This window comes from Leucobacter chironomi DSM 19883, assembly GCF_000421845.1.
Lineage (GTDB): Bacteria > Actinomycetota > Actinomycetes > Actinomycetales > Microbacteriaceae > Leucobacter > Leucobacter chironomi.
The window spans coordinates 186,527-212,648 of sequence record NZ_ATXU01000004.1 but is presented as its reverse complement, the minus strand read 5'-3'; the positions used below and the strand labels follow the sequence as shown (position 1 = coordinate 212,648).

Below are 26,122 nucleotides of genomic sequence, written 5' to 3'. Positions count from 1 at the left end.
AGGATCGTGGAGTGCATCTTCCCCCGCTTCCCGAGCAGCCCGCAGTGAGCTACGTGATGCCGGTGCTGAACGAAGAGGACTACCTCGAAACGGCCGTGCGCACGATCCTCGACCAGGACTACGCGGGCGAGAAGGAGATCGTGCTCGCGCTCGGCCCGTCGCGCGACCGCACCGACGCGATCGCAGCGGCGCTCGCGTCGGCCGACCCCCGTGTGCGACTCGTCGAGAATCCGCTGACGCACATCCCCGCCGGCCTCGACCTGGCGATCGCGGCGAGCCGCCACCCCGTCGTGGTGCGGGTCGACGCCCACTCTGAGCTCACCCCCGACTACACCCGGCGCGGCATCGAAGCCCTGCGCCGCGAGGGCGCGGCCAATGTCGGCGGCGTGATGCGCGCGGCCGGACGCGGGGCCGTGCAGCGGGCGATCGCGCGCGGCTACAACAGTCCCTTCGGCCTCGGCGGCGGCGCCTATCACGGCGACGGCGTCGCCGGGCCGGCGGAATCGGCCTACCTCGGCATCTTCCGGCGCGAAGCGCTCGAAGCCGTCGGCGGCTACGACCCGTCGATCCTGCGCGGCGAGGACTGGGAGCTCAACCTCCGGATCCGCCGCGCCGGCGGGCTCGTGTGGTTCGAACCGGCCCTCGGGGTCACCTACTGGCCACGCGCGTCGCTTCGCGATCTCGCCCGGCAGTTCTTCGCGACCGGAACGTGGCGGGCCGTGCTCGTACGGCGCTACGGCCGCGCGAACCCGTGGCGGTTCTTCGCTCCGGGCGCGCTGGTGCTCGGAGTGACGGCGAGTCTCGTGGGACTCGTGCTGCTCACCTGCGGCATCCTCCCCTGGGGCTCGGCATGGCCGCTGCTGCTCACGCCCGCAGCGCTGTATCTGCTCGGGATCGCCTACGCGACGGCGCGGATCCCGGATCAGCGCGGCACGCGCGATCGGCTGCTCACCGCAGCCACGCTCATGACCATGCACCTCAGCTGGGGGTCCGGCTTCCTGCGGGGCATCGTCTTCGGCGGTGGCCGGGTGGTGGACCGCTCGCGGGTGTAGCGGCGCACGCCACGGGATCCGCGTTCACCGACCGTGCCGATCCGATCGTGCCGATCCGATCGTGCCGATCCGATCGGGCCTGGCCGACCGGCCCGGAGCCCACCGCGGCCCCGTCCGAAACCCGGGCCGCAGGCGGGACCGGAACCGCAGGCTGCGGTCTCAGCCGATCGCACCACGTTCGACCAGCGCGGTCACCACGCGCTCGGAGGCACCGCCGTCGTCGTGCGGGTTGAAGCGCGCTCGCCAGGCTGCGGCCGCGGGCTCCGCCGAGCGCAGCCACTCCGCATCGGCACCGAGTTCGGCGAGTTGCCGCGCGCGCTCGACCACTTCGGATCGCCGCGAGAGCAGCGGGCCGGGCGCGGCCCGCTCGAAGTCGAAGGTGAAGCCGCGCTCCCGGTCGCGGTAGGCGGCGAGATCGGGCACGAAGAAGAGCATCGGCAGCTGCGCGATCGAAGCATCGAACATGATCGACGAGTAGTCGGTGACGAGCAGGTCTGCGGCGAGGATGACATCGTTCACGTCGGGGTGCTGCGACGCGTCGACCACTCGGGCCGAAGCGCCTCCGTAACGGCCGAAAGCGTGCGTGCGGGTGTGCCCGCGCGCCACGACGGTCCAGTCGTCGCCGAGATCCTCGGCGAGCGCCCGCACGTCGAGTTCGTCGACGAGGGTGAGGCCGCCGTCACGCCAGGTCGGCGCGTAGGCGAGCACCCGGGCGTCGGGCGCGATACCGAGCGCCGCGCGGGCGGTGCGCACCGCGATCGGGTTGCGCTCCCGGCCGAGCATGGCTCGGGCGAGGCGGTCATCGCGCGGGTAGCCGGTTTCGAGGATCTCTCCGCGGAAGGCGTAGCTCGACCGGAACTGCTCGGTCGAGTGGGGGTTCTGCGAGAGCATCAGGCTCCAGCGGCGGCTCTCGCGGCGGATCGCGAGGCGGGTGCGCAGGCCCACCCGGGGCCGCCCGAGCGCGAGGTGCTTGAGCATGGTGCCGTGCCAGGTCTGCAGCACGGTCTGCCCGCGGCGCCGGCGGAACCGGTGTCCGCCGACGCCCCCGTGCAGCCAGTCGTTCACGACGAGCAGCCGAGCCGCGCGGCGCGCGGCGACCCACTCGCGACCGCCCACGAGCAGCGGCACCCCGCCCTCGGGCACCTGCTGGCGTTCGCTGGTGACGCTCCAGTAGCGGATGAGCCGGGGGAAGCGCTCGGCGATCTCGCGGTCGAGGGCGAGCGGGTTGCAGCCCACCTGACGCCCGTAGAAGCTCTCGAAGAACACCGAATCGGCGGTGCCGAGTTGGCGCAGCGGGGTGCGCAGCACGGCGATCTCGGCGAGCACCCGCTCCGCTGCTCCCCCTTCGGGGTTGGCGTGGAAGCGTGCGGCGAGGGCTCGCGCGTCGGCCTGCGCAGCACGGCGCTCGAGGGCACTGCTGCGCAGCTCGGTCAGCCGGCGCATCACCTCGGCCCAGCTCCGTTCGACGCGACCGCAGCTCGTCACTTCGAGCGGCTCGTAGAGGCCGCGGGTGGCGGTGTAGTGCTCGAGGTCGGGTGCGAACCACACGATCGGGCGCCCGAGCAGCGAGAAGTCGACGGCGAGCGAGGAGTAGTCGGTCACGACGATGTCGACCCCGCCGAGGAGCGGCGTGATGTCGCGCACCCTATCGGCGCCGAGCAGGTGCACGCGCTCCCCCACGAGCGGCTCGTAGGCGCCGCTGCCGAGGGGGTGGGATCGGATGACGAGGTGGGCGCCGGTCTCGGCGAGGGTGCGCCGGATCGTCTCGATCTCGGCGGTGTCCGGGACGGCCGGGTCGGGCTCCCCGTCCCTCCAGGTGGGCGCGTAGAGCACGATCGCGTCCGCGCTGCTGAGCGCGGATCCGGTATCGCCGAGGGCCGCGACGAGTCGGGCGCGGGCGTCCGCTGCGGCGTCGGCGTCGTGCGCCTGCCGCGCGAGGGCATCGTCGCGCGGATCGCCGAGTACGCGGACCTTGCCGGGATCGACGCGGAAGGCCGAGCGCAGCCGCTCGGCGGCGGCGACGGATCCGGCGACGAAGAGGTCGACCTCGCGAGAGCCGGCGAGGTACATGCGGCGCAGCAGCCCTCGCACGAGGGCCGGGCCGCGCACGGCGGTGGTGACCGGAGAGTCGAGATGCAGTCGCTTGAGCGGGGCGCCGTGCCAGAGCTGCACGACCGTGGCGCCGTAGATGCCGAAGCGGTTGGCGTCGCCGAGCCCGTGGGTGACCACGATGCGGCTCGCCCGGAGCGTCTCCCAGTATCCGGCCCAGCCGATCCGCGGCACCGGCTCGAACCCTTCGGCCCGGGCGAGATCCGCTTCGTCCTCGTCGGCGACCAGCCAGACGATGCGGGCTGCGGGATCGGCGTCGCGGAGGGCGCGAGCGAGGGGCAGCGCTCCCTCGCCCACGCCGATGCCGCTGCCGAAGACCCATCGCTGCTCGCCTCGGGGAACGAACCACGAGACCAGCAGCGACAGCAGATATTTGGGAAGCGCGAGCAGCTTGGCGAGGTTGCCGCTCGCGAAGCTGAATCCGGCAGTGCTCATCTGACTCAGCTTAGCGGCGAGCGGCAGGCGTGCGGGCCGATACCCTCACCGGGCATCGACCCGCACCGGTCACCACTCGAGCGTGCCGAGGGTGGCCTCCGTCTGGTTCGCCTCGCCGACGCGCGTGTACTCGATCGACACTTTGCTGCCGCCCGGGTGCATGCGCACGAGGGCCGAGACCGAGGTGCCGTCGACCGCGGGGACGCCGTCGACCGCGGTGATAACGTCGCCGGCGCGCAGTCCGGCGGCGTCGGCCGCCCCACCGCGGACGACCTCGACGAGCAGGCCGCCGGCGTGGTTCGCGTCCTCGTCGGTATCCTGCGTGGAGTCGGCCACGGAGGCGCCGAGCAGGCCGTGTGACGGCTGCTCTCCGGCGATGATCTCATCGGCGACGCGGGTGGCGAGATTCACGGGGATCGCGAAGCCGAGACCGTCGCTGCCCGCCACGCCCTGCGAGCTCGTGGGGGACGCGATCGCCACGTTGATGCCGATCAGTTCGCCGTTGCCGTTGAGCAGTGCACCGCCCGAGTTGCCGGGATTGATGGAGGCGTCGGTCTGGATCACGGGGAGGGTGACGGTGCCGCCCGTGGTCTGTTCCTGCTGCTGTTGCTGCTGCTCCCCCGGGAGGCCGAAGCGGAAGTCCCAGGGGCTCTGGCTGCCGCCGCCTTCGTCCTCCTGCGGCGTCGGATCCTGCGGCACGAGCGCGCTGCCGACCGAGATGCCGCGGTTCACCGCGCTGACGACGCCGCTCGTGACGGTGTTCGCCAGATTGAGAGGAGCGCCTATCGCGACGGTGAGGTCGCCGACGTTGAGCTTCTCGGAGTCTGCCACCTCGATGGCGGGCAGCCCCTCGGCATCGACCTTCACCACGGCGAGGTCTGAGTACGGAGCAGTGCCGACCACTTTGCCGTCGAGGATACGGCCGTCGCTCAGCTTGACGCGCACCTGGGGATCGAAGGTGGCGCCGTCGAGGGTGACCACGTGGGCGTTCGTGATGATGTACCCGTCTTCGCGGTAGATCACCCCGGACCCCGACCCGGAGGCATTCTCGCCCGTGACCTGCAGCGTCACGACGCTCGGGGTGGCGACTGCCGCGACGCCCGAGATCTGGGTCGCGTTCTCGGCGTTGTTGAGCGTGAGCCTGCCCGTGCTGCCGCTCTCGGCGACGGTCTGCGGTGCGACGTTCGATGCGACGATGGCCGCGACGCCGCCGCCCACGACGCCGCCCAGCAGCGCACCGATGGCGAGGCCCGCGAGCAGCGCACCGCTGCGGCTCTTCGGATGCGCCTGAGCGGTCGCCGTGGCGGGCTGCGCCTGGTGGCCGTGCGGCTGCCCGAAGCTCGCGCCCGGTGCCGCGTGAGGATCAGCGTTCGCATCGCCGACCGGGAACTGTCCGTTCGATCCCGGCTCGCCCTGCGGTGCGCCGGGAACACCGGCCACCGGCGCCTGCGGAGCGTACGGCTGCGCCTGCGTCGGCGCCTGCTGAGAGGTCTGCTGAGAAGTCTGCTGCTGGGAGGCCGAGTGCGCCGCGGGCGTCTGAGTCGCGGGGACGTCGTGCCACGAGTCTCGCTGCTCCGCGAGGCTCTCGGGCAGTGGCGTGGTGGGCTGCGTGAGGTGGGTGGCCGGCTGCTGAGCCTCGGGGGCGGGGTGCTGCGGCGCTGCACCGTCACCAGCCCCTGCGGGGGTTCCGGGGGTGGGCTGGGCGCCCGGGTGATCGTGCTCGGGGGTGGTGGTCATGGGTGCTCCCTTCTCGTGTATCCCACCCTGGCGTGCGAACTTATGAATTGCATTTACGCACGCTGCGTGTCGGCTGCGGATCGCGGATCGCCTCCCGGAATCCCGAGGGTGCGGACGTCCGGCGGTGCAGACGTCCGGCGGCGATCAGTCCCCGGGACGGTGCCCTTGCGCTGCTCCGGCCCGACTCCCGTCGCCCAAGTCCGGCCCAGCGACGTGCATGCGGAGCCTCCGGCGTCGTGTGCGCGCAGCCGCCGCTCCTGCCGCGATCGCGCCCCCGACGAGCAGCGCACCTCCGGCGGCCGCGACCGCGAGCATACCGCGGTCGCCTCCGGTCACCGCGAGGCGGGCCGCCGCGGGAGGCTCGACCCCGGGGGTCGCGGGTGCTTGCGGTGACGGCGCGGGCGCGAGGTCGCCCTCGCTCTCGACCGGCTGGCGCTCCGCCACCGTCGTCACCTCGTCGCAACGGTCATCGTCATCATCGAGCGTGTCGTTCGGGGCGCAGCGGGCACCGGCCTCATGCGGCGTCAGCCCCGCGGCCTCCACGGTCGCACGATTGACATGACTCAGCCGTTCGCCCGCCGCCTCCGGCATCGGCAGCACCACGGAGTACTCCATCGCCGCAACCGCTCCGCCGTTCAACGCGAAGCCGTCCCACACGCCGGTCTCCGGGTCGAAAGACCCCGCCGGAGCGCCGGTCGGCGTCGCAGCAGCCCCCGTCTCTGGCACTCCGCCGGCGACGAGCATCGGCGGGGTCAGCAGCGTCACCTCGCGTGCGCCCTCGGGAAACGCGTCGCGCACCACTGCGTCGTCGGCCCAGGCCTCGATGCCTCCGGCGTTCCGCACCTCGATCCGGTAGCTCACCGTGATCGCGGCGCCGTCCTCGGTGGGTGCCGCTTCCCCCAGCTGAGCCTTGTCGATCTGCAGCTTCGCGGGAGGGGTCGTCGGTGCGCCACCGTCCACCTTCGAGCATTCGGTTCCCTGCTCCAGCAGCACGGGCCCCGCCACGCACTCGCCCATGCCCTCCAGTCCGAAGGCATTGACGGAGGACGCGATCCGCGACCCGCCGGTCTCCAGCCAGGCGACGGGGTCGAACGGCACCGATGCGGTGATGCTCTCGCCCGGTTCCAGCATGGGATAGTTCCAGCTGCTCCCCGCGACGGTGCCGCGCGAGGGTTCGACGATGGGCAACCCAGGGGTGTTCGCGTCGCCGTTGACGAGGAAGCGATCGACTGCCGTCCCCGGACGCACCACGTAGCCGGCGTCACCCTCGGACGGATTGCTGATCCGCAGCAGGTACCCCCGATCGCCGTCGAGAGTCTTCTCGAAGATCGGCGGCCCGACCGGCCGCGCTTGCCCGCCGACCGAGCCGTAGCCTGCCTCCGGCGAGACGAGGGCCGCCTCTCCGCCGTCGATCCGGAAACTGCCGGCGATCTGACGATGGTGCGGGTCGAGATGCTGTCCGGTCAGAGCAGAAGTACCGGTCACGTGCACGACGAAGCGTCGATGATCGCCCAACCGCGGTGCCGTGAAGCTGAAGCTCACGTCGCCGTTCGGTAGATCGGTCACCGTCATGCCGTTCTGGGCATCGAACTGCTGCTCCGTGCCGATGATCGGACGTAACCGGGCTTCGTTCACCGCGTAGCTCGCGGCCTTGATCGTTCGCGGATTGAGCCGGTATTCGTGCGGGTTCGCCAGGACCACCTCGATGCGACGACCCTGCGCAGCCGCCGGCCCGGCGTCGGCGTGGTGCGAGAGCTGCCAGTTCATCCCGGCCCCCGGCGCCGCCGCGTACGAACTGCTCACGCCCATGGGAACGGCCGTTTCGAGCACGAGACCGAGGTCGGCGTTCGCCACTGGCACGCAGCTCGACACTCGGCCGGTGAGCTGCGTGCCGAGAGCGGGCAGGTCTCCGAGTCCGTAGAACTCGTAGAACGACGAGAACGAAATGCGTCGATCGACGAGGCCGTCGATCGACGGCAGGAACTCGTACTCGACCCAGGCCGATGCCCGGTCGTTCGCACTGTAGGGGGCGCCGCCGCCGACGGCCCGCGCCACCTGCACGCCGTCGATCTCAAGCGCATCCGGCCTCGAAGCGTAGGCGTTCTCGAAGTCGATCCGCACACGGCTGCCGGCCGCGACCGACGCGGCGAGTTCGAGATCGAGGGTGTAGTTTCCGGCCCCGGCGAACCAGCGGAACTGCCGCAGGCGATAGTCGTAGAGCACCGAGCCGGCGGTCCCCGTGACAGTGTTGCGAGAGATCACGGCCTGCGCGATCGCGCATTCGCCGGGCTGTCCTCCTCCGGCAGGAGACGCAGCCGCTGGAGGCGCCGCAGACGGCGGTTGCGAGGCTCGGGGGTGTGGGGCCGTCTGCGGTGCCGCGTGCGCCGCCGCAGCGGAGACGCAGGCTGCACCCGCGAGAACGATGCTGATGATCCCGAGCCCCGCGGCCCGGAGCAGGGCTCGCGGCACGGAAAGCGACCCGGGGCCACTGTGGCCGGAGGCGCGCTCCTTCCCGATGTGCGGGCAGGTTCGGTTCGGCGGCGGATCGAGACGAAGCATGGGGTTCCCCTTTCACGGGATCGGTGTGAACTGCGATCCGCCCCGCCGCACCGGCACGCATCTCCCTCGATGCTGTCCCTGTGCGCCGCACCCCGCACGCTCTGTCCACAGGCACCATTCGAGCGGGATTTGCATCCACCCGAATGCCCATGTATAGTTAATTCTTGTGCCGCGGGGTGGAGCAGTTCGGTAGCTCGCCGGGCTCATAACCCGGAGGTCGTGGGTTCAAATCCCGCCCCCGCAACGATGAGATTGACCCCTGATCAGGTGTTTACCACTAGATCAGGGGCCTTTCGCTTTCCCAGAAGTCGCTGGCCTGCTGCCGCGGATCACCCCTGTGCGCGCGAAGATCCTTGAGCGGGAACCTCAGCACGGTTCCATCTCCCGTCACTGAGCAATTTCGCCCGAGTCTTCTGCACCGCCTGTGAGCGAAGTGCAGCACTCGGCATCGGGGCACCGAACCTGACCCCGGTCGACAACGACAGCGGCCGGAGAGGGAATCACTCCCCTCCCCGGCCGCGAGCCGACGCTCCTCCGAGCTACTCCGCAGCCAGCGCCGCCTCGAGCGCCGCGCGCAGTCGCTCATCGGCCTCGCCGAAGGCCGTCCAGTCGCCCGCCTGCATCGCCTGGTCGCGATCCCGAATCGCCTGCTGCATGTCGCGCAGCGCGACATCCAGCGACGCGTTGCCGCCACCGGCTGAACCGCCGCCGGTCGCCGCGTCACCGCCGGTGTCGCCCGAGCCGGTGTCACCGTCTCCGCTGTCGGTCGGGTCCTCGGTCGTCGGCGTGGTGTCGCCGTCGCCGGCGCTCGCACCGGAGTTGCCGCCGAACAGCGCGTCGAGGGCCGCATCGAGCGTGTCCTCGAAGGCGATCTGGTCGCCGAAGGAGACGAGCACCTTCTGCAGGATGGGGAAGCTCGTTCCCGAGGACGCCTTCACGTAGACCGGCTGCACGTACAGCAGACCGCCGCCGACCGGCAGGGTCAGCAGGTTGCCGCTGATGACCTGGCTTTCACCCTGGCGCAGGATGTTGAGCAGGCGTGACACCTCGCTGTCCGTGGTGAAGCTGTTCTGCACCTGGCCCGGGCCGGGGATCGGGTCGCCCTTCGGGAGGGTGAGCAGTTTCAGCGTGCCGTACTCCTCGGAGACCTTGCCCGAGTCGGAACCCGCGTTCGAGTTCGCGGCGAGGTAGCCGGTGAGGATGTCTCGCGATCCCTCGCCCTTCTGATCGGGGATGTAGGTCGAGTAGATCGAGAAGTTCGGCTCGGCGTCGGCACCCGCGGCGAGTGTCAGATAGTAGGGCGGCTGCGCGAGCGCCTGCGCCCCGGCGCCCGCGCTCGACACCGGGTCGTTCGGCGTGCGCCAGCGGTCCTCGGCCGAGTAGAAGGCGTCGGCGTCGGTGACGTGGTACTCGCCGAGCATCGCGCGCTGCACCTTGAAGAGGTCGCTCGGGTAGCGCACGTGGGCGAGCAGGTCGCCGCTCATCTCGGAGACGTTCTCGAGCGTGCCGGGGAAGATGTTGCCCCAGGCCTTGAGCAGCGGATCCTCCGTGTCCCAGGCGTACAGCTTCACCGAACCGTCGTAGGCATCGACCGTGGCCTTCACCGAGTTTCGGATGTAGTTGACCGGCTTGGGCAGCGGGTCGGTGCGCTCGTTATCCGCGTCGACCGTCAGCGCGTTCATGTCGGTCACCTCGGAGTAGGGGTAGTCGTCCGAGGTGGTGTAGCCGTCGATGATCCAGACGATGCGCCCGTCGACCACCGAGGCGTAGGGGGCGCCGTCCACCGTGAGGTAGGGGGCGACCTTCTGCACGCGGTCGACCGGATCGCGGTCGTAGAGGATCTGCGATCCGTCGACCACCGCGCCCGAGAGCAGCACCTCCATGTCCTGGAACTTCAGGGCGTAGATGAGCTTGGCGAAGAGGTTGCTCAGCTCGGGACCGCCGTCGCCCGAGAAGGTCGTCATGTTCTGGCGGCCGTTGCCACCGTCCTCCTCGACCGTCTCGGATTCGACGGCTTCGCCCTCGGCGGGCGCGGCTCCGTCCTCGGCGTCGGCGGAGGCCTCGGCCTCGCTCTCGGCGTCCGCCGGGTAGTCGAGTTCGATGGCGCGCTTCCGCTCGCCGCCCACGATGGAGTACTCGGGCGAGTTCGTACCGAAGTAGACGCGCGGCTCGAACTCGCCGAGCTTGCCGCTGGTGGGGATCCCGTTCTCGAGGAACACGGGCTCGCCGCCCGGCGAGCGCTGGTTGCCGTAGGCGGCGACCAGTCCGTAGCCGTGCGTGTAGACGAGGGTGCGGTTGTACCAGCCCTCCTGATCGCTGATGTCGATGTCGCGAACCGCCGTGACCGCGTCTTCGACCTGGCCGTCGATCTCGTAGCGGTCGACGCTGAGCGAGCGCGGGAACTGGTAGTACTGGCGGATCTGCTCGAGCTGCGCGAAGGTGGGCGACACGATCTCGGGGTCGATGATGCGGATGTTCGCGGTGGTGACCGCATCGTTGCGCAGCGCGCCGGGCTCGGCGTCGGTGACGGCGTCGTAGCGCTCGACCTCGACGTTCTCGATGCCGTAAGCGGCGCGTGTGGCCTCGATGTTGCGCTCGATGTACTCGGATTCGAGGCTCTTCTCGTCGGGCCCCACCTGGAACTGCTGCACCGCCCAGGGGTAGCCCACGCCGAGCACGATGCTCGACACGAGGAACAGCGCGGTGCCGATCACCGGCAGGCGCCACTTGCCCGTGAACGCGGTGATGAGGAACAGCACCGCCACGATCACGGCGATGCCCGCCAGGATCTGCTTGCCCGGGATCACCGCGTGCACATCCTGGAAGAGCGCGCCCGTCCACCGGCCGCCGCTGTCGCTGAGCGATGCGTACTGGTCGAGCCAGAGGCTCGCGGCCTGGAGCACCAGGTAGATCGTGGCGATCACCGCGGCCTGGATGCGGGTCGCCTTCGACACGCGCACGTCGCGTCCCGAGAACGAGATCCCGCCGTAGAGGTAGCTCGTGGCGACCCCCGCGATGAGGGCGATGAGCGCCACGGCAGACGCGAAGCCGACGATGCCCTGCAGCATCGGCAGGTCGAAGAGGTAGAACGAGACGTCGAAGCCGAACTGCGGATCCTTCTCGCCCGTGGGCTCACTGTTGACCCAGAGCAGCGCGCGCTGCCACTGGGTGGCGGTGCTGATGCCGGCGAACAGGCCGAAGACGGAGGGCAGTGCCCACTTCACGAGGCGTCGCAGCGGTTCGAACAGCTCCTGGTAGCGATCGAGCTGGGCGGTGAGGCGCGCGTAGACGGGGCGCTTGCGGTACGCGATATCGATCGCGAAGAACAGCGGCACGGCCATCCCGACGAAGCCGATGAGGAACATCACCGCCGCCGCGATCCACTGCGTCGTGAGCACCGGCAGGTACCCGATCTGGCGGTACCACAGCACCTCGGCCGATACCGCGGCGACCGCGAGGAAGCCGAGGATCAGCAGCACCACCAGCACGACGGTGATGGCGAGCGGAGAGATTCTGCGTGGACTGGCGGCCGGAGCGCCTGCGTTCTGGTCGGTCACGTCGTCGAGGTTCTTCCTGTCCTGATTGCGCGCCTCAGGCGCGCCGGGCGGGGGCTGCCGTCCACCCTATCGGGCGCCGCTGACAATGCGCCGAGCCGTCAGGCGCCGCAGCGTTCGACGCCCGCAGGCTCCTCCCCCTCCGCGACGGCCTCGACGGCGGCGATCGCCTCGTCGAGCGTCGCGACGGGGGCGATCCTGAGCCCGTCCGGGCGCTGGTCCGGCAGATCGCCGCAGTTGCCCATCGGCATGAGGAAGAGGTCGCTCTCGGCCCGATCCGCCGCCCACATCTTCTGGGTCAGGCCGCCGATCGCGCCGACTTTCCCGGCTCCGTCGATGGTGCCGGTCGCGCTGACGGTCAGCCCGTCCAGCATCGCGCCCGGTGTCAGCCTGTCGACGATCGCGAGCGCGAAGACGAGGCCCGCACTCGGGCCGCCGATCTGGGAGAGACTGATGTCGACGTCACTCGGCAGCTCGTACTGGGAGGCGATGGACGCCCCGATGAGGGGCTCGTCCCCGCCCTGCGGGAGCTGAGGCTCGAGCACGGCCTCCTGCGCCCGGCCGTCGCGTTCGATCCCGAGCACCAAGCTGCCGCCCGCGCCGGCGGCGATCACGCGCTCCCGCAGCGCTGCGAAATCGCCGACGGGTTCGCCGGCGGCGGTGAGCAGCACGTCGCCCTCCTGCAGCACGCCGTCGGCCGGGCCGCCCTCGATCACCGCCGCGACGCTCAGCTCCACCGGCACGGGCTCCCCCATCTGTCGGAACGCGGCAGCCGCGGCCTGCATCTGCGACGAGTCCATGTAGGCGGCGTTCTGCGAGGCTCGCTGCTCGACCGTCAGCCCCTCGGGGTAGAACTCGCTCACCGGGGCGATGCGCTGCGCGGGGTCGACGAGCGCGGGCAGCAGCGACAGCCAGCTCTTCGGATGCTCGGGATCGCCGAGGATCGAGACGGTGAGCAGGTTCAGCTCCCCCTCGGTCTCGAACAGCTCGGCGTCGTCGATCGAGATGACGGGACCTGTATCGCCGTCGTCGAGCCGCACCTCGCCGAGCACGTTCACCACGGGCCCGGGCCGCTCGATCGCGAAGGGCGACGGAATCAGCGCCGCCAGCAGCACCGCGCACGCGATGAGGCCGATCGTGAGCATGATGCGCAGGCGGCGGCGCTCGATCCGGTCGTCGTTCACTGGTCTCCTCCGCCGGGCGGATCCGCACCGGGCCTGTTCGCAGTCGGCGCAATGGGATTCGCCGAGCGACGGCCAATCTAGCAGGCGGATCTGACGGTGGTGCCGTAGCGTGGATGGCGACGCACGAGCGGAGGAACGGGCAATGAGCGAGAGCGACCACGACAACCCCGGCGGCCGAGGTCCGGAGGACTTCGAGGAGCTGCAGCGCATCCTCCGGGAGATGCTCCAGGGCGGCGGCGGGGCGAACGGCCTCGATGCCGAGCAGTTCGCGAAGGCCGCGGGGATCCCTGTCGATCCGAAGACGCTGCAGGGCCTGTTCAGCACGCTGCAGGGGGCCATGCAGCACCCCAGCGATGAGATCGACTGGTCGACCGCGCGCCGCACCGCGATCGAGGTTGCGAGCGCCGGTGCGCCGGCGGGCGATCCCGCGCCGGCGATGCGCGCCTTCCCCGTCGCCTCGCTGTGGCTCGACGAGGCGACGGAACTGGGGGCGACGCCGGATGCGCCGCGCACGCTCACCCGCATCGAATGGGTGCAGCAGTCGGTCGACACGTGGATCAGCCTGGCCGAGCCCGTCGCCGAGTCCATCACGCGCGCGCTCGTGGAGGCGCTGCAGAGCCAGATGCCGGATGAGCTGAACGGGGCTCTGCAGGGCGCGACACCGATGCTGCGCAGTGTGGGCGGCGCGCTCTTCGCAGTGCAGCTGGGCACCATCGTGGGGCGGATCTCGGGCGAGGTCGTCTCGGCCGGCGATATCGGGATCCCGCTGCTGTCGGGCCCGGGCCGCGAGGGCGGAGCGCTGCTGCCGAGCGGGGTCGCGGCGTTCGCCGAAGGGCTGGATCAGGATGCCGAGGCGGTCACGCTCTACCTTGCCGTGCGCGAGCTCGCGCACGCCCGCCTGTTCCGCCACACGAAGTGGCTGCGGCTGCACCTGCTGACGGCGATCACGGACTACGCGCGCGGCATCAGGATCGACACCGACCGCATCGAGGAGATGGCGCGGGAGATCGATCCGCAGCATCCGGAGCAGATCCAGGAGCTGATCTCGAACGGCGCGCTGATTCCGCCGAAGACGGACGCGCAGGAGGCCGCGCACGCGCGTCTCGAGACCATGCTCGCACTCATCGAGGGCTGGGTCGACGTGGTCACCGCGGAGGCGGCGAAGCGGATCCCCGGCGCGGATGCGATCGCCGAGATGGTGCGGCGGCGGCGCGCTACCGGCGGCCCGGCGGAACACGCGTTCTCCGCGCTCGCGGGCCTCGAACTGCGGCCCCGGCGACTGCGGGATGCGGCCGCCGTGTGGCGGCTCGTCGCGGAGCGCAGCGATGCCGCGACCCGCGACGGCCTGTGGGCCCACCCCGATCTGCTGCCCACCGCCGAGGAGCTCGACCACCCGGCGCGGCTGCTCGAACGGCTCGGACTCGCGGGGGCGGCTCCCGACGCCGAAGCCGACGAGTTCGACACCGCGCTGGCGCAGCTGCTCGACGGAGAGCTGCCCCCGCACGAGGGCGGCGAGGACGGGCGCGGGCGCACCGCCTGAATCGCTCGTACAGGGCGAGCCGGCCGGAGCGGGCCTCCGCTCTCCCGGGCGGGTGATTTCCGCCTGAGCGGGGAGTCCCGCGGCGGGCCGGACTTCGCTCACAGGCGATCGGTTCGGCGGTTGTCCTTCCGATCTCGGCCGATCTCTGTGGATAACCGCTCCGGCGGATCCGACCTGGCCCAGACTCGTGGCATGAACGACACGATCACCCGCATCCGCTCCGACCTTCCGCTCTGCTGGGAGGATCCAGACACCCTGCGCGTCGGCTTCGAACGCGCCGAGGCCCGGGTGCACCACCCGAGCGCGGGCGTGCAGCGCCTCATCGGCGCGCTCGTCGCCGGGATTCCGCCCCAGCGCATGTCGCAAGAGGCGCGCCGTCTGGGCGCCACCCCGCAGGAGACTCGGGCGGTGCTCTCGGCGCTCTCGCCCGCGCTCGAGTCGGTGCCGGCGCCGACCGAACCGGGCTGCACGGCGGGTCCCTCTCAGCAGGTCCTGCGCGCACTGCTCTGCGACGACGGGCGCGAGGTCCCCGCGCTGCGCGACGCGCTGACCGCGGCCGGCCTCTGCACGCTCGACGCGCCGCCGGAAACCGACGAGGCGTACGAGCTCGTGGTGCACGTCGAACGGTTCCTCGAACCGCTCGAGCGGGCGCAGCGGTGGCTGAGCCTCGCGGTGCCCCACCTGCTCATCCGGTTCACCGACCGCGCGATCCTGGTGGGCCCGCTCGTCTCCGAAGACGGAGCCCCCTGTCACACCTGCTGCGCGCTGACCCTGCTCGCAGAGGATCCCGCCTACCCGGTGCTCGCCGCGCAGCTCCACGGCTCGAAGCCGCGCACCGAGACCGCCGCCGGCGCGCACATGGCGGCGGCCTTCGCCACGATGCTCATCAGCCGCTGGCGCGCGGGCGACGCATCGGCGCACTCGACGCGAGCGGTGATCCCCATGCGCCAGGGTCAGGTCAGCGGTGCGCCCCGGCTCACGCGGGTCGCCGCGCACCCCGAGTGCGCGTGCGGGCCGATCACGCCAGCAGACCGGCCTCCGAGATGAACCGCGACGGCTGCCGCGGCGCGCGCGCTCCGCCGCCCACCCCGGAGAGCCGCAGCACATCGCGCGCCCGGGTGAAGGCGACGTAGGCGAGCCGCCGCTCCTCGTCGATGGCCGCTTCGTCATCGGCGTGGGCGATCGGCAGCAGGCCCTCGCTCATCCCGACGACGTGCACCATCGACCACTCGAGACCCTTGGCCGCGTGGATGGCGCTGAGCGTGACCGCTTCGAGTGTCGGCTCATGCTGAGTGCGCTGCCGGGCGAGCAGCTCCTCGCTGAACTCGCGGATCCCCGTGCCAGGCGGCATCTCGTCCACGAGCGCGAGCAGCGCGCTGAGCGCCTCCCAGCGCTCGCGCGCGGCGGCGCCCTCGGGGGCCTTCCCGGTCCATCCGCCGGCGCGCAGCACATCGCTGACGATCTGGAACAGCGGCCGCGAGTCCGCGACCTTCGCCTCTCCCCTGATGAGCATCACCGCCTGGCGCACGTCGGCACGCTCGAAGAAGCGCTGCGCCCCGTGCACGCGCACACTGACCCCTCGCCGTTGCAGCGCCTCCTCGAAGCGGGCGGACTGCGCGTTCGTGCGGTAGAGGATCGCGATCTCGGAGGCCGGAGTGCCCCGCTTCAGCGCGTCGGCGATGGAATCCGCCACCGCGGCGGCCTCGTCGTGCTCGCTGCCGAACCACTCGAAGGTGGGCGGAGCCGCCTCCGTGCGCTCGCGGGTCGCCCGCAGCGTGAGCGCACCGGGCCGATCCCGCATGAGCCGGTTGGCGAGCCGCACGACCGGCTCCGTCGAACGGTAGTTGCGCTCGAGCCTGATCTCGCGCGCGTGCGGGTACTCGGCGCCGAAGCGCAGCAGGTACGAGCTCGAGGCGCCCGCGAAGGAGTAGATGGTCTGGCTCGCGTCGCCCACCACGCAGAGGTCGTCCCGGTCTCCGAGCCACACCCGCAGCAGCGCGTGCTGCAGCGGGGACACGTCCTGGAACTCGTCCACGGTGAAGAAGCGGTAGCGCTCCCGCACCTGCAGTGCGGCGAGCGGCTCGGCCTCGAGCATGCCGGTGAGCAGCACGAGCACGTCTTCGAAGTCGATCTGCCTCCGCTCCTCGAGCAGCGCCCCGTAGGCCCGGTGCAGATCGACGAGCTGCTCGGCGGTGAGCCCCATCGGCAGGGGCCGGTCCTGCACTCGTTCGGCGTAGCCGTCGATGCTCAGCATCGACGTCTTGCGCCACTCGATCTCCGACGCGACGTCGCGCAGGGCCTCGCCGCCGATCCGCACCCCCATGCCCTCGACCGCCTGAGAGAGCGCCGCGACCTTGCCGGGCAGCACCTTCGGCGCGGTACCCCCGACGAGTTGCGGCCAGAAGTGTCCCAGCTGGGCGAGCGCCGCACCGTGGAACGTCTGCGCGCGCACCCCGTCGGCTCCCAGCCCTCGCAGACGCCCTTGCAGTTCGCCCGCCGCCTTACGGGTGAACGTCACGGCGAGCACCCGCTCGGGTGCGTACACCCCGCTGCGCACGCCATGGGCGATGCGATGCGTGATCGCGCGGGTCTTACCGGTGCCCGCCCCGGCGAGGACCGCGACCGGGCCGCGCAGGCTCTCCGCGATCTCCCGCTGCTCCGGGTCGAGCGCCTCGAGGATGGGATCGGCGTCACTCGCCATGCGCGCTCTCCGCAAGGGTGACGGCGGTCTTGTCCTCCTCGGAGACGGCGCCGGAGACCGCGCGATCACGATCGTGCCTCGACGGCGCAGCGTCGGGGTCGCCCTCAGCGACCCAGCGGTCGATCAGCCAGCGCGCGATCGAGAGCGGCATCGGCAGGATAATTCCGGGGGCGGGGTTGCGCAGTTCCTCGCGGGTGAACCACCGCAGCTCCGAGATCTCCTCGGGGTCGGGGTGCAGTTCGTTCGGATCCGCCCCGGGCGCAAGCCGGGCGCGGAAGCCCAGCATGAGCGAGCGCGGGAACGGCCACGGCTGCGACGCGACATACTCCACCTCGCCCAAGCGCACCCCCGACTCCTCGAGCACCTCTCGCACGACCGTCTGCTCGAGCGACTCCCCTGCTTCCACGAATCCGGCGAGCAGCGAGAAGCGGCCGCTCTCCCAGAGCGCGTTCGAGCCGAGCAGCACGCGGCCCTCGTGCTCGACGAGCACGATCACGGCCGGATCGGTGCGCGGGAAGTGCTCGCCGCCGTGCGCGTCGCGTCGCATCCAGCCGCCGAGCGCAGGTTCGGTGAGGCTACCGTCGCGCGACGAGAACCGCGCCGATTCATGCCAGCGCACGAGGGCGGAGGCGACGGCGATCATCTCGCGCTCCGCCTCGGGCAGCCGATCGGCGATCTCGAAAGGATGGCACCACCGCTCGCCGGCGGGCAGGCCCGATCCGCCGCCGACGCCGTCGGCGGCTCCGGCGGCGTGCGGCGCCCCGTCGCGAGCGACGTCGGCGGCGGGGTGCGCCGCAACCGCGAGCGCGAAGACGGGAGAACCGTGCGCACGGCCGAGGAAGAGATGACGGGCGGCCTGATCCGCATCCGCGGTCTCGAACTCGCCGGCGGTGGGGATCAGCGCGAGCCGCAGCCCAGGCCCGTCCTGGCCGTCGACGACCGGGATCTCGACGCCGCGCAGTCGCAGGAGCCTCGCCGCCGGATCGTTCCAAGCGTCGCGCAGGAGCCCGAATTCGGCGCGGGTCTCGGCATCGCGGTCGAGGGCGCTCCCCGCGAGCGGCGGGTGATCGGTGATCATCGGGTCTCCTCTCGTGCGGGGGCCGCGAGGGGCCGCATCACGGCCTCCCGAAGTTGCGCCCGGTGTGGCGTGCGGTGCGCGTGGCGCGGCCTCGGAGTCCGCTCACGTGCATACCCTGAATACATGGCCACCATTCCCTTCACTCTAGCCGCGCTCGCGACTTCGGCCGTACCGGGCCTCGTGGTCTTCGGGGTGCGCGGGCACGAGGGCGATGAGAGCTTCGCCTCCGCCGTCGTCGCGAGCGAGGACGCCGAACTGCTCGTGCGGGTGCCGCGTACGCAGGCCGCCGAGGTGCAGCAGTCGGCGGAGCTGCTGGGGCTCGCCGCGCTCACCGAGGGATCCCGCAGCCGTCTGCCGTTCGCGGTGCCCGAGACGCTCGGCATGACGCGCGCCGGCGACACACGGGCCGTGGTGTCCACGATGCTCGCGGGCTCGCACTTCGAGGCCGAGGATCTCGCCGACGACGCGCGGCTGCTGCAGCCGATCGCCGAGGTGATCGGCGCCGTGCACGACCTCCCGCCGAGCGTGGCGCAGCACGGCGGCCTGCCCATCCGCAGTGCGCAGGATCTCCGGCTGCTCGCCACGCGCCTCATCGACCGGGCGGAGGCGACCCGCCTGCTGCCGGAGACGGTGCTGCGTCGCTGGCAGCAGGCGGTGGAGACCGCGGAGATCTGGGATTTCACGCCGACAGTCGTGCACGGATCGCTCGACGCCGAGCAGTTGCTCGTCGAGGACGAGCGGATCACCGGCGTGCTGGGCTGGTCCGAGCTCTCCGTCGGCGATCCTGCCGGTGATCTCGCCTGGCTGCTGGCGGCCGGATCGGACGTGCTCGACGCGGTGCTCGCGAGGTATGCGCAGCACCGCAACACGGGTTCGCTCTCGCATCTGCGGGTGCGAGCTGCGCTCTACCACGAGCTGGAGGTCGCCCGCTGGCTGCTGCACGGCGTGGAGTCGCACGACCAGGCCGTGATCGACGACGCCGTCGGGATGCTCGATCGCATGGTGGGTTCGACGGGACCGCTCGGAGCGGCGTTCTTCGCCGCCCAGCACCGGTCGCCGCTCGATGAGTCGGAGGTATCTGCACTGCTGGAGGAGACGCCGGAGGTGGTGGATCATCTCTCGGACACGGCCGCGTACGAGGCGCTGGACGAGGATCGCATGTTCGGGGTCGACACCGACTTCATCGAGCCGCTCGACGAGAACGCGAACGACGGCGCCGACGCCGCGCGTGCGAGCGAACCGAGCGACGGCGCCGATGGTGCGCTCGCGGAGGAGCCTGTTGGCCGGACTGGCGCGGATCGCTCGGAGCACCTGACCGAGCCGCTCGCGGAGCAGCTGACGGAGCCGATCGACGCCGACGAGTTGCCGGAGCCCCCGACACGCTGAGGCCGCTCCCGGTGTCCCCCGCGCCAGGCTCGCGCGGCATGCCGAGCCTGTCCGCATCAGTGACCCCCGTCATCCCCCGCGCGCAGGCGGGCGGCCGCTGAGCCCCAGATCTCTTCGAGTTCTCGCAGGCTTCGCGGTCGACTGCCGGTGAGTTCGACGCCCTCGGCGACGTAGAACAGCGAGACGTCGATGCGCTCGGGTTCGATGCCGGCCCACTGGGCATAGGCGTGCCGGTAGAGGTCGAGCTGGAAGAACCGGCTCTCGCGCTCGGCATCGGTGCCGGGCGATCGCCCGGCCTTCCAGTCGACGATCTCGAATCGATCGGGCGCGTCGGCCTCGCCGGGCACGCGGTACACGGCGTCGAGTTTGCAGACGAGGGTGCGCCCGGCGAAGGGCAGAGTGACCTCCTGCTCGACGGCGATGGGCTGCAGCTGCGCCCATCGCGACTGCTCGAACTGCTCGATGAGGGGCCGCAGCTCGGCTTCGCCCTCGAACTCGGTCAGCTCGGGGTCCCACCCTTCGAGGTCGAGGCCGGTGAGGGCCAGTGCGGTGCCCCGCGCTGTCGTGGCTCGCCGCTCGACCCACTCGTGGAAGCGGTTGCCGATTCGGGTGCGCCGGTAGGGGCGCTGGGGTACGGGGCGGAGTCGGCGGCGCTCAGCGAGCTCCGGATCCTCGATGAACTCGTGGAATGTCGATGCGGTGATGCGCTCGGGCAGCTCGGCCGATGAAGCGCCGAGTGCGTCGTCCGTTCCGGAGGTCGAGACCGCGGGGTGGACCGATCCGCTCCGCGAGGCGCGCCGCTCGGCGAGCAGCAGCCGAACGGTCGGGTGGAGTTCCGGATCTCCGAGCGGATCGGGGTGCGCGTCTTCCGCGCCCAGAGCGCGATTCACCGCATCGGCGGCCCGCAGCACGGCGGGACCGCGGGAACCCAGTGGGTCGAGCGGCCACTGCAGTGTGAGTTCGGCGAGTTCGCTGGGGTCGCTCTCGTGAGCGCTCTGCTCCGGGAGCCCGACGATGAGGCCGGCCTGCTGCAGTTCGAGCAGGTAGGGCGAGGGGGTCCGCGGCCGGGTCTGGCCGCCCCAGAAGGAACCGCTGAGCAGCAGCCGGCTCGCGGATCGGGTCACCGCGACGTAGGCGAGCCTGCGCTCCTCTTCCTGATGCCGTTCCTTCAGCTGCTCCCGGTAGACGGCGATGCGGTCGCGCAGCTCCTGCTGCGTCGCCGCGATGCGCCAGTTCAGTTCGGGCCGCGCGGCTGCGTCGCCCCGCAGCTCGTCGGGCAGTTCGCCGGTGCGCAACCACCCGGCACCGCTGCGGGGGGTGCCGGGGAACTCGCCCGTGACGAGACGCGGGACGGCGACGAGATCCCACTCCAGGCCTTTGGACCCGTGCGCTGTGATGAGCTGCACCGTTCCCGGGGCGGGAGCGGCGACGTGCTCAGCGGTCTCGTCGGCTTCGACCGCCCGCTCGACCCACTCGAGCAGCGAGGCGAGCGTACCCCGGCTGTCGACGGCGAGATACCCTTCGACCAGCTCGGTGAAGATGTCGAGGTTGGCGTGGGCCGCCGAACTGCCGGCGTGCTCGCGCGCCTCGTTGGCGTCGAGTTCGATATCGAGCCGCAGCGCCTGCACGGTCGCCCCGATGAGTTCGGGAATGCTGCCGCCGACGCCCTGCCGCAACTTGGCGAGCATGCGACCCGCGTCGCGCAGCCGTTCGCGGCCGATCTCGCTGATCCCCCGCAGCGCCGAGTGGTCGAGGATCCGCATCGTCGCGATCTGGTCGAGGGCATCGATGAGCGTGAAGCGGCGGTCGGGGTCAGGCAGCACGCTGTCGTCGGCACGGTCCTCGTCGCTGAGGAGCTGCTGCGAGACGTCGCGCTGCGCGAACCACCGGGCCGCGTCGCGCAATCCGGCGAGATCGGCGACGCCGAGGCGGAAGCGCGGGCCGGCGAGCAGCCGGATGAGATCGCTCCCCGCGTCGGCGTACCAGACGCAGCGCAGGGTACTCACGACGTCGGTGACCTCGGGTGTGGTGAGCAACCCGCCGAGACCGATGATTCGGTTGGGCACGCCGGCGTCGTCGAGCGCGGCGGAGAAGGCGGCCATGGGGCTGCGCTTGCGGAAGATGAGAGCGGCCGTGGGCGGCTCGCCGTGTTCGGCGAGGTGCGCATCGCGCGCCTCGCGCATCCACGCGGCCACCAGGGCGCGCTCCTCATGGGCGGTCTCGGGGTAACGCCACTCGATGCTGCCGCGGGCGGCACCGGGACGCGGGGCCAACTTCGGCACGTCGATCGCGGCGTCGGCGGAGAGGGGCGCGGCGATGACGTTCGCGGCGTCGAGCACGCGGTCGGGGTTGCGCCAGCTCGTGGAGAGGTTGAGTGTCGCGGGGGGCGTGCTGCCCGCGGGGCCGCGGCCCCGGAAGTCGGCGTGGAACGACTGCAGGCCCTCGGCAGAGGCGCCTCGCCACCCGTAGATCGACTGGTGCGGGTCTCCCACGGCCATGACGGAGCCGCCCGCGAAGATGCGCGAGAGGAACCGCGTCTGGCCCACCGAGGTGTCCTGCACCTCGTCGAGCAGCACCGCCCGATGCCGGCGCCGCAGCACCGCGACGGCGTCGCCGGAGCGTTCGAGGGCGAGCGCGGCGAGCGCGAGCTGGTCGGAGAACTCGATGACGCCGCGGCGCTGCTTCTCGGCCGAGTACTCCCGCGCGAGGCGGGTGATGAGGGGGGTCTCGGCGAGGCTCGCGACCGCGTCGCGCACCGGTGCGTACACCTTGCCGCTGGGCTCGCCGCCGAGCTCCTTCTCGTTGTAGGGCAAATGGATCGCACGGCCGAACTCCTCGACGACGCGATCGACGCGGTCGAGCGAGGTGAGGTGGTCCGAGACGGCGTGGTCGAGGTTGAGCAGGTGGCGGACGAGCTGCGGCAGGCTGAGCTCGCTCGTGGCGAGTTCAGGGTCGCGGCTCGCGATCACCGTCTCGCGCGCGATGCGCCAAGCCGTCGCCTCGTCGATGATCGCGGCACCGGGCGCGACACCGGCGGCGGCGCCGAACTCCTGGAGCACGCGCGCCGCGAAGGAGTTATAGGTACTCACGTCTGGGATGTCTAGGCCATCGGAGAGCTGTTCGGAGAGCAGGGCCGCCCGCCGGGCCTCGTCGGTCGAGAGCGCGCCGCGTTCGGCGGCGTCGCGAAGCCGTTCGACGAACGCGTCGATCCTGCCCGAGATGCGTTCGCGGAGTTCACCGGCGGCCTTGCGCGTGAAGGTGAGCCCGAGCACCTGGTCGGGTTCGATGAGGCCGTTCGCGACGAGCCAGACCACTCGATTCGCCATCGTCTCGGTCTTCCCGCTGCCGGCCCCGGCCACCACCAGCGCGCTGCCTCCGAGGGGGTGCTCGATCACCGCCCGCTGCTCGGCGGTGGGGGTGAGGGCCGGCTTGGGGGGCACGGCCAGGATTTCGGCGATGCGCGAGGCGGAGAACACGGGGGCCTCGCGGTGCGCGGGCATCGGGTGGTGACGGTTCATGCGCGGCTCACCGCCGGAATGATGTGCAGCCGGCATTCGCCGGGCTGGTGCGGGTCGGAGCAGTGGTGCTCGACGCGGGCGGTGAACTCGCCGGAGGCCATGATGTCCGCCACGTCGACGACGCGCTGCTGCAGCAGCTCCGTCGCTTCTGCAGTGATGGGCTGCTGCATCCGTTCGATGTAGTCGGCCCGCTTGGTGGCGTCGGGGTGCACGTAGAGGAGCCGGGCGCCGCCGCTGTGCGCATGGGCGGGCATCGCTGCCGCGTCGGGGAGATCGAAGGCCCCGCGCGCCACCCCCAGCTGGTAGGCCTGCAGCTGTGCGTGCTCTTCCGCCGCGGCCTTGCTCGGCGGTGTGCGCCCCGTCTTCAGGTCGAGCACGGTCACCTCGGTCTCGCCGTCGGGGCGTTCCACCGCTTCGAGCCGGTCGGCCATGCCCCGCAGCACGGCCCGGTCGATCGGGATCGAGAACGGCGTCTCGCGCCCGAGCAGGCGGCGCTCCGAGGCGTCGAAGGATCGCAGGTAGGCGGCAAGGCTCTCGGTCATGGCGCGGGCGAGCCGTTCGGCGCGCTCCGACTCCCACTCGGCGTCGAAGGGCAGTTTGGCCCATTCGGCCTTCACCGCGTCGAGCATCGCTTCGGCATCGGGGCTCTGCGCGGTCTCCAACGCGTGATGCACGAGCGTGCCGAGGCTGGCCTGCAGGTTGCCGGTGCCGCCTCCGAGACTCGCGATGGCCCAATCGAGCGGGCAGGTCTCTGCGCGTTCGAGCTGCGAGGGGCTGACCGGCACGGTGGTCTCCGGGTCGCCCAGGTCGAACAGCGGGGCCGTGGTGCTGGGCGGCAGCACGCCGTACCACTCGGCGGGCCGGGCGCCGGGCGCGGATTCGCGGGCGAGTGCGACGAGCGCGCGCATCGCCTCGGCATCGTCCGGGTCGAGCGTGATCCGCCGTCTCATCTCCGCCACCGATCCGCGCAGCGTGAGTCGGCTGCTGGGCAGGCCGTCGCAGCGGTGCTCGCGGCCGAGGCCGAAGAACGGGCTCGGGTGCTGGTCGTCGTCGGAGACCGCCACGACCAGCAGCTCGTCGCGTGCTCGCGCACAGCTGTGCACGAAGAGGCGCAGCTCGTCGTGCATCGTGTCTTTGCGGGAGGGCGGAATCGCCTCCGCCCCGCGCAGCCAGCGCTCGAGCGCCGCCGTTCCGAGCAGTGATCCGCGCGCGCGGAGATTGGGCCACGCTCCGTCTTGCACACCGATGACCGCGAGCACGGAGAACTCGCGGCCGATCGCGCCCTGGGGGGTGGTGACGGTGACCGCGGCTCGCTCGCTGCGCTGCGCGAGCGAGTCCTCGGGCACGGCGCTGAGGAGCAGTTCGTCGAGCAGCTCCCCGATCGGCTGGTCGCTGTCCTGCTCTTCATGGCGCTGCAGGGCGAAGAACAGACCCATCACCGCGTCGAGCGAGCGATGCGCCTCGTCGGCTCGCACCCCGCGTCCGTCGAGAGCGTCGCTCTGCCACCGCGCTGCCAGGCGAGTGCCCTCCCACAGTGCCCAGAGCGTCTCACGGGGCGTGCCGCCAGCCTCGCGCACCCGCACCGCCGCGGCGGCGAGGAGGCCAATGCGGCGCAGCGCCCGCCCGCCCGAGCTGTCGATCAACGGGGTGTCTCCCGGGCGGGTGAAGGCTTCGAGCACGATCTCGCCGATCTCGCCGGGCTCTCGCTGTTCGGCGCGGGCGTCTCGCCGCTCCTGCATGAGCAGCGCACCCCGCAGCCGCCGGATCGCCACCGGATCGAGGCCCCCGATCGTGCCCCCCGCGAGCTGCAGCACCTGGTCGCCGGTGAGTGGGGACAGTCCGAGGGCATGCTGCAGCAGCCGCACGAGTTCGCGCACGATCTGGTGCTCTCGCAGCACGATGCCGCCCGCCGCGACCCCGGTGGGCACCTGGTGGGCGGCGAGCGCCCGCGAGACGCGCAGCGCTTCCGCTCGGCTGCGGCAGACGACCGCCATCTCGTTCCAGTTCGTGCGGGCGCGGGCATCCAGCCCGAGGTGGCGTGCGCGCAACCGGTGCGCGATCACCCCCAGCTGCTCGGCGGGCGACCCCACCACCGCGAACTCCACCGTTCCGGGATCCTCGGTCGCGCCCTGGGCTGCCCGCTGTTCCCCCGTTCCCGCCGCACCGACCCGGTCGGTGAGGTGCCGCACGAAGCCGCGCAGCCCCGCGCCCTGACGGTGCGCCGTGCGCAGCACGGTGCACTGCTCCGGCCCGTCGGCCGCGCCGCGCCTCCGCAGTTCGTCGCCGAGCCGGGCGAGCACCGCGGTGCGCTCGCCGTGGAATGCCCCGGTCGCTTCATCGGGGTCGCCGAAGGCCCACACTCGGCTGCCCGCGCTCGCACAGGCGGCGAGCAGGGCGAGCTCGCCCTCACCGAGCTCCTGCGCATCGTCGACGAGCAGCAGCCGCGGCACCGGGAAGGTGCCCGGTTCGGCCGGCCCGCCGTCGCGTGCAGCGCCGCTCGAACGCACGGCCGCCGCGGCCGCGCGCAGGAGCGCGCTCGAGCTCAGCTCTCCAGGCCGCTCACGGGCCAGGCGTTCGTCGACGGCCGCGATGAGATCGAGGCCCTCGCACCAGCGATCGAGCGTCTCGGGCGCGGGCATCCGCGTCTGCGCCTCGCCGCCGGCGCTGCCCCGCATCTCGCGCAGCCGAGCGGCGAACTCCGTGGGTCGAAGGTCGAAGTCATCGACGATGCGCCACAGCTCGCGCAGCTCGGCGCGGAACGCTGGACTCTGCAGCACCTCGGGCACGAGCCCCGAGATCCCCGCAGCCCCGGCGAGCCCCCGCTCGATCGTCTCGGCGATCGCCTCATCCTGGGCGGTGCCGGTGAGCAGGCGCGGGGCCGGGCGTCCCTCGACGGCCGCAGCGCGGGCGAGCACTGCGAAGGCGAGTGAGGTCGCGGTGCGCACGGGCGTGCCGCCGATCGCGCGCCCCGCACGGCGCTCGACCCGCCCTCGCAGCTCGCTCGCCACCAGGCGGTTCGGGGCCACGACCAGCGCGTGATCCTCATCCCAGCCGTCACGGCCGATGACGCGCGCGAACGCCTCGATCAGCACTGTCGTCTTGCCCGTTCCCGGCGCACCCAGCACGCGCGCGTGGCGGCCGGGATCGAGGGCCAGGACGGCCTGCTGCGACGGGTCGAAGGAGAACATGCGATCACCCTATCGACCACCTCGGACATTCTTCGCCGCGCGCCGTCACCGGGTCGCCGCAATCGCATCGAGGTCACCCGT

General features: G+C 71.7%; 13 protein-coding genes and 1 tRNA gene. 5 read left to right on the top strand and 9 right to left on the bottom strand.

The genetic code is table 11. The features are described 5' to 3' along the window. Nucleotides 1-11 precede the first annotated feature (11 nt). Nucleotides 12-1,052, top strand: coding sequence for a glycosyltransferase family 2 protein (locus H629_RS0106030; protein WP_024356399.1), 1,041 nt, complete (start codon nt 12-14; stop codon nt 1,050-1,052). Between the two features lie 159 nt (nt 1,053-1,211). Here the strand turns inward: H629_RS0106030 and H629_RS0106025 are convergent, their stop codons facing one another. The 3 genes from H629_RS0106025 to H629_RS0106015 form a co-directional block, all read right to left on the bottom strand. Continuing rightward, nucleotides 1,212-3,596 carry a CDP-glycerol glycerophosphotransferase family protein gene (locus H629_RS0106025; RefSeq protein WP_024356398.1) on the bottom strand — a complete coding sequence of 795 codons (2,385 nt, stop codon included), beginning with the start codon at nt 3,594-3,596 and terminating at the stop codon, nt 1,212-1,214. A 69-nt stretch (nt 3,597-3,665) separates the two neighbouring features. Next, the gene (locus H629_RS0106020) at nt 3,666-5,333 is read right to left on the bottom strand and encodes a S1C family serine protease (protein ID WP_024356397.1); all 1,668 of its coding nucleotides are present in this window, start codon (nt 5,331-5,333) and stop codon (nt 3,666-3,668) included. A gap of 144 nt (nt 5,334-5,477) precedes the next feature. After that, nucleotides 5,478-7,595, bottom strand: a complete 2,118-nt coding sequence (locus tag H629_RS0106015; RefSeq protein WP_024356396.1) for a hypothetical protein — start codon at nt 7,593-7,595, stop codon at nt 5,478-5,480. A 467-nt stretch (nt 7,596-8,062) separates the two neighbouring features. On the opposite strand from H629_RS0106015, the gene H629_RS0106010 reads away from it, so the two are divergent. Next, a tRNA-Met gene (locus H629_RS0106010) sits at nt 8,063-8,136 on the top strand. A gap of 295 nt (nt 8,137-8,431) precedes the next feature. Here H629_RS0106010 and H629_RS0106005 read toward each other — a convergent pair. Together H629_RS0106005 and H629_RS0106000 are read right to left on the bottom strand one after the other, a co-directional pair. After that, on the bottom strand, nt 8,432-11,449 hold the full coding sequence (locus H629_RS0106005; protein WP_024356395.1) for a UPF0182 family membrane protein: 3,018 nt from the start codon (nt 11,447-11,449) through the stop codon (nt 8,432-8,434). A 98-nt stretch (nt 11,450-11,547) separates the two neighbouring features. Next, on the bottom strand, nt 11,548-12,630 hold the full coding sequence (locus tag H629_RS0106000) for a YlbL family protein (RefSeq protein ID WP_024356394.1): 1,083 nt from the start codon (nt 12,628-12,630) through the stop codon (nt 11,548-11,550). A gap of 142 nt (nt 12,631-12,772) precedes the next feature. On the opposite strand from H629_RS0106000, the gene H629_RS0105995 reads away from it, so the two are divergent. Then, complete coding sequence (locus H629_RS0105995; protein ID WP_024356393.1) at nt 12,773-14,170, top strand: zinc-dependent metalloprotease; 1,398 nt, start codon at nt 12,773-12,775, stop codon at nt 14,168-14,170. 192 nt (nt 14,171-14,362) lie between these two features. Then, complete coding sequence (locus tag H629_RS0105990; protein WP_024356392.1) at nt 14,363-15,217, top strand: hypothetical protein; 855 nt, start codon at nt 14,363-14,365, stop codon at nt 15,215-15,217. Here the strand turns inward: H629_RS0105990 and H629_RS0105985 are convergent. Continuing rightward, nucleotides 15,189-16,871: an ATP-dependent helicase gene (locus H629_RS0105985; protein ID WP_024356391.1), complete on the bottom strand. Its 1,683-nt coding sequence runs from the start codon at nt 16,869-16,871 to the stop codon at nt 15,189-15,191. The two genes, H629_RS0105990 and H629_RS0105985, sit on opposite strands and share 29 nt — an antisense overlap. Further along, nucleotides 16,861-17,949, bottom strand: coding sequence for an NAD(+) diphosphatase (gene nudC, locus H629_RS0105980; protein WP_024356390.1), 1,089 nt, complete (start codon nt 17,947-17,949; stop codon nt 16,861-16,863). The genes H629_RS0105985 and nudC overlap by 11 nt, the downstream gene beginning before the upstream one ends. Nucleotides 17,950-18,072: 123 nt before the next feature. Here nudC and H629_RS0105975 point away from each other — a divergent pair, with 123 nt between their 5' ends. Continuing rightward, the gene (locus tag H629_RS0105975) at nt 18,073-19,335 is read left to right on the top strand and encodes a phosphotransferase (RefSeq protein WP_024356389.1); all 1,263 of its coding nucleotides are present in this window, start codon (nt 18,073-18,075) and stop codon (nt 19,333-19,335) included. A 56-nt stretch (nt 19,336-19,391) separates the two neighbouring features. On the opposite strand, the gene H629_RS0105970 is transcribed toward H629_RS0105975, so the two are convergent. Together H629_RS0105970 and H629_RS0105965 are read right to left on the bottom strand one after the other, a co-directional pair. After that, nucleotides 19,392-22,853 carry an ATP-dependent DNA helicase gene (locus H629_RS0105970; protein WP_024356388.1) on the bottom strand — a complete coding sequence of 1,154 codons (3,462 nt, stop codon included), beginning with the start codon at nt 22,851-22,853 and terminating at the stop codon, nt 19,392-19,394. Continuing rightward, complete coding sequence (locus tag H629_RS0105965; RefSeq protein ID WP_024356387.1) at nt 22,850-26,041, bottom strand: UrvD/REP family ATP-dependent DNA helicase; 3,192 nt, start codon at nt 26,039-26,041, stop codon at nt 22,850-22,852. The genes H629_RS0105970 and H629_RS0105965 overlap by 4 nt, the downstream gene beginning before the upstream one ends. Between the last annotated feature and the right edge of the window lie 81 nt (nt 26,042-26,122).

What these genes read in the sequence shown, in the direction of transcription:
- H629_RS0106025 (WP_024356398.1), bottom strand. Translation starts at nt 3,596, where the DNA reads ATGAGCACTGCCGGATTCAGCTTCGCGAGCGGCAACCTCGCCAAGCTG.
- H629_RS0106020 (WP_024356397.1), bottom strand. Translation starts at nt 5,333, where the DNA reads ATGACCACCACCCCCGAGCACGATCACCCGGGCGCCCAGCCCACCCCC.
- H629_RS0105995 (WP_024356393.1), top strand. Translation starts at nt 12,773, where the DNA reads ATGAGCGAGAGCGACCACGACAACCCCGGCGGCCGAGGTCCGGAGGAC.
- H629_RS0105990 (WP_024356392.1), top strand. Translation starts at nt 14,363, where the DNA reads ATGAACGACACGATCACCCGCATCCGCTCCGACCTTCCGCTCTGCTGG.
- H629_RS0105985 (WP_024356391.1), bottom strand. Translation starts at nt 16,871, where the DNA reads ATGGCGAGTGACGCCGATCCCATCCTCGAGGCGCTCGACCCGGAGCAG.
- nudC (WP_024356390.1), bottom strand. Translation starts at nt 17,949, where the DNA reads ATGATCACCGATCACCCGCCGCTCGCGGGGAGCGCCCTCGACCGCGAT.
- H629_RS0105975 (WP_024356389.1), top strand. Translation starts at nt 18,073, where the DNA reads ATGGCCACCATTCCCTTCACTCTAGCCGCGCTCGCGACTTCGGCCGTA.
- H629_RS0105970 (WP_024356388.1), bottom strand. Translation starts at nt 22,853, where the DNA reads ATGAACCGTCACCACCCGATGCCCGCGCACCGCGAGGCCCCCGTGTTC.
- H629_RS0105965 (WP_024356387.1), bottom strand. Translation starts at nt 26,041, where the DNA reads ATGTTCTCCTTCGACCCGTCGCAGCAGGCCGTCCTGGCCCTCGATCCC.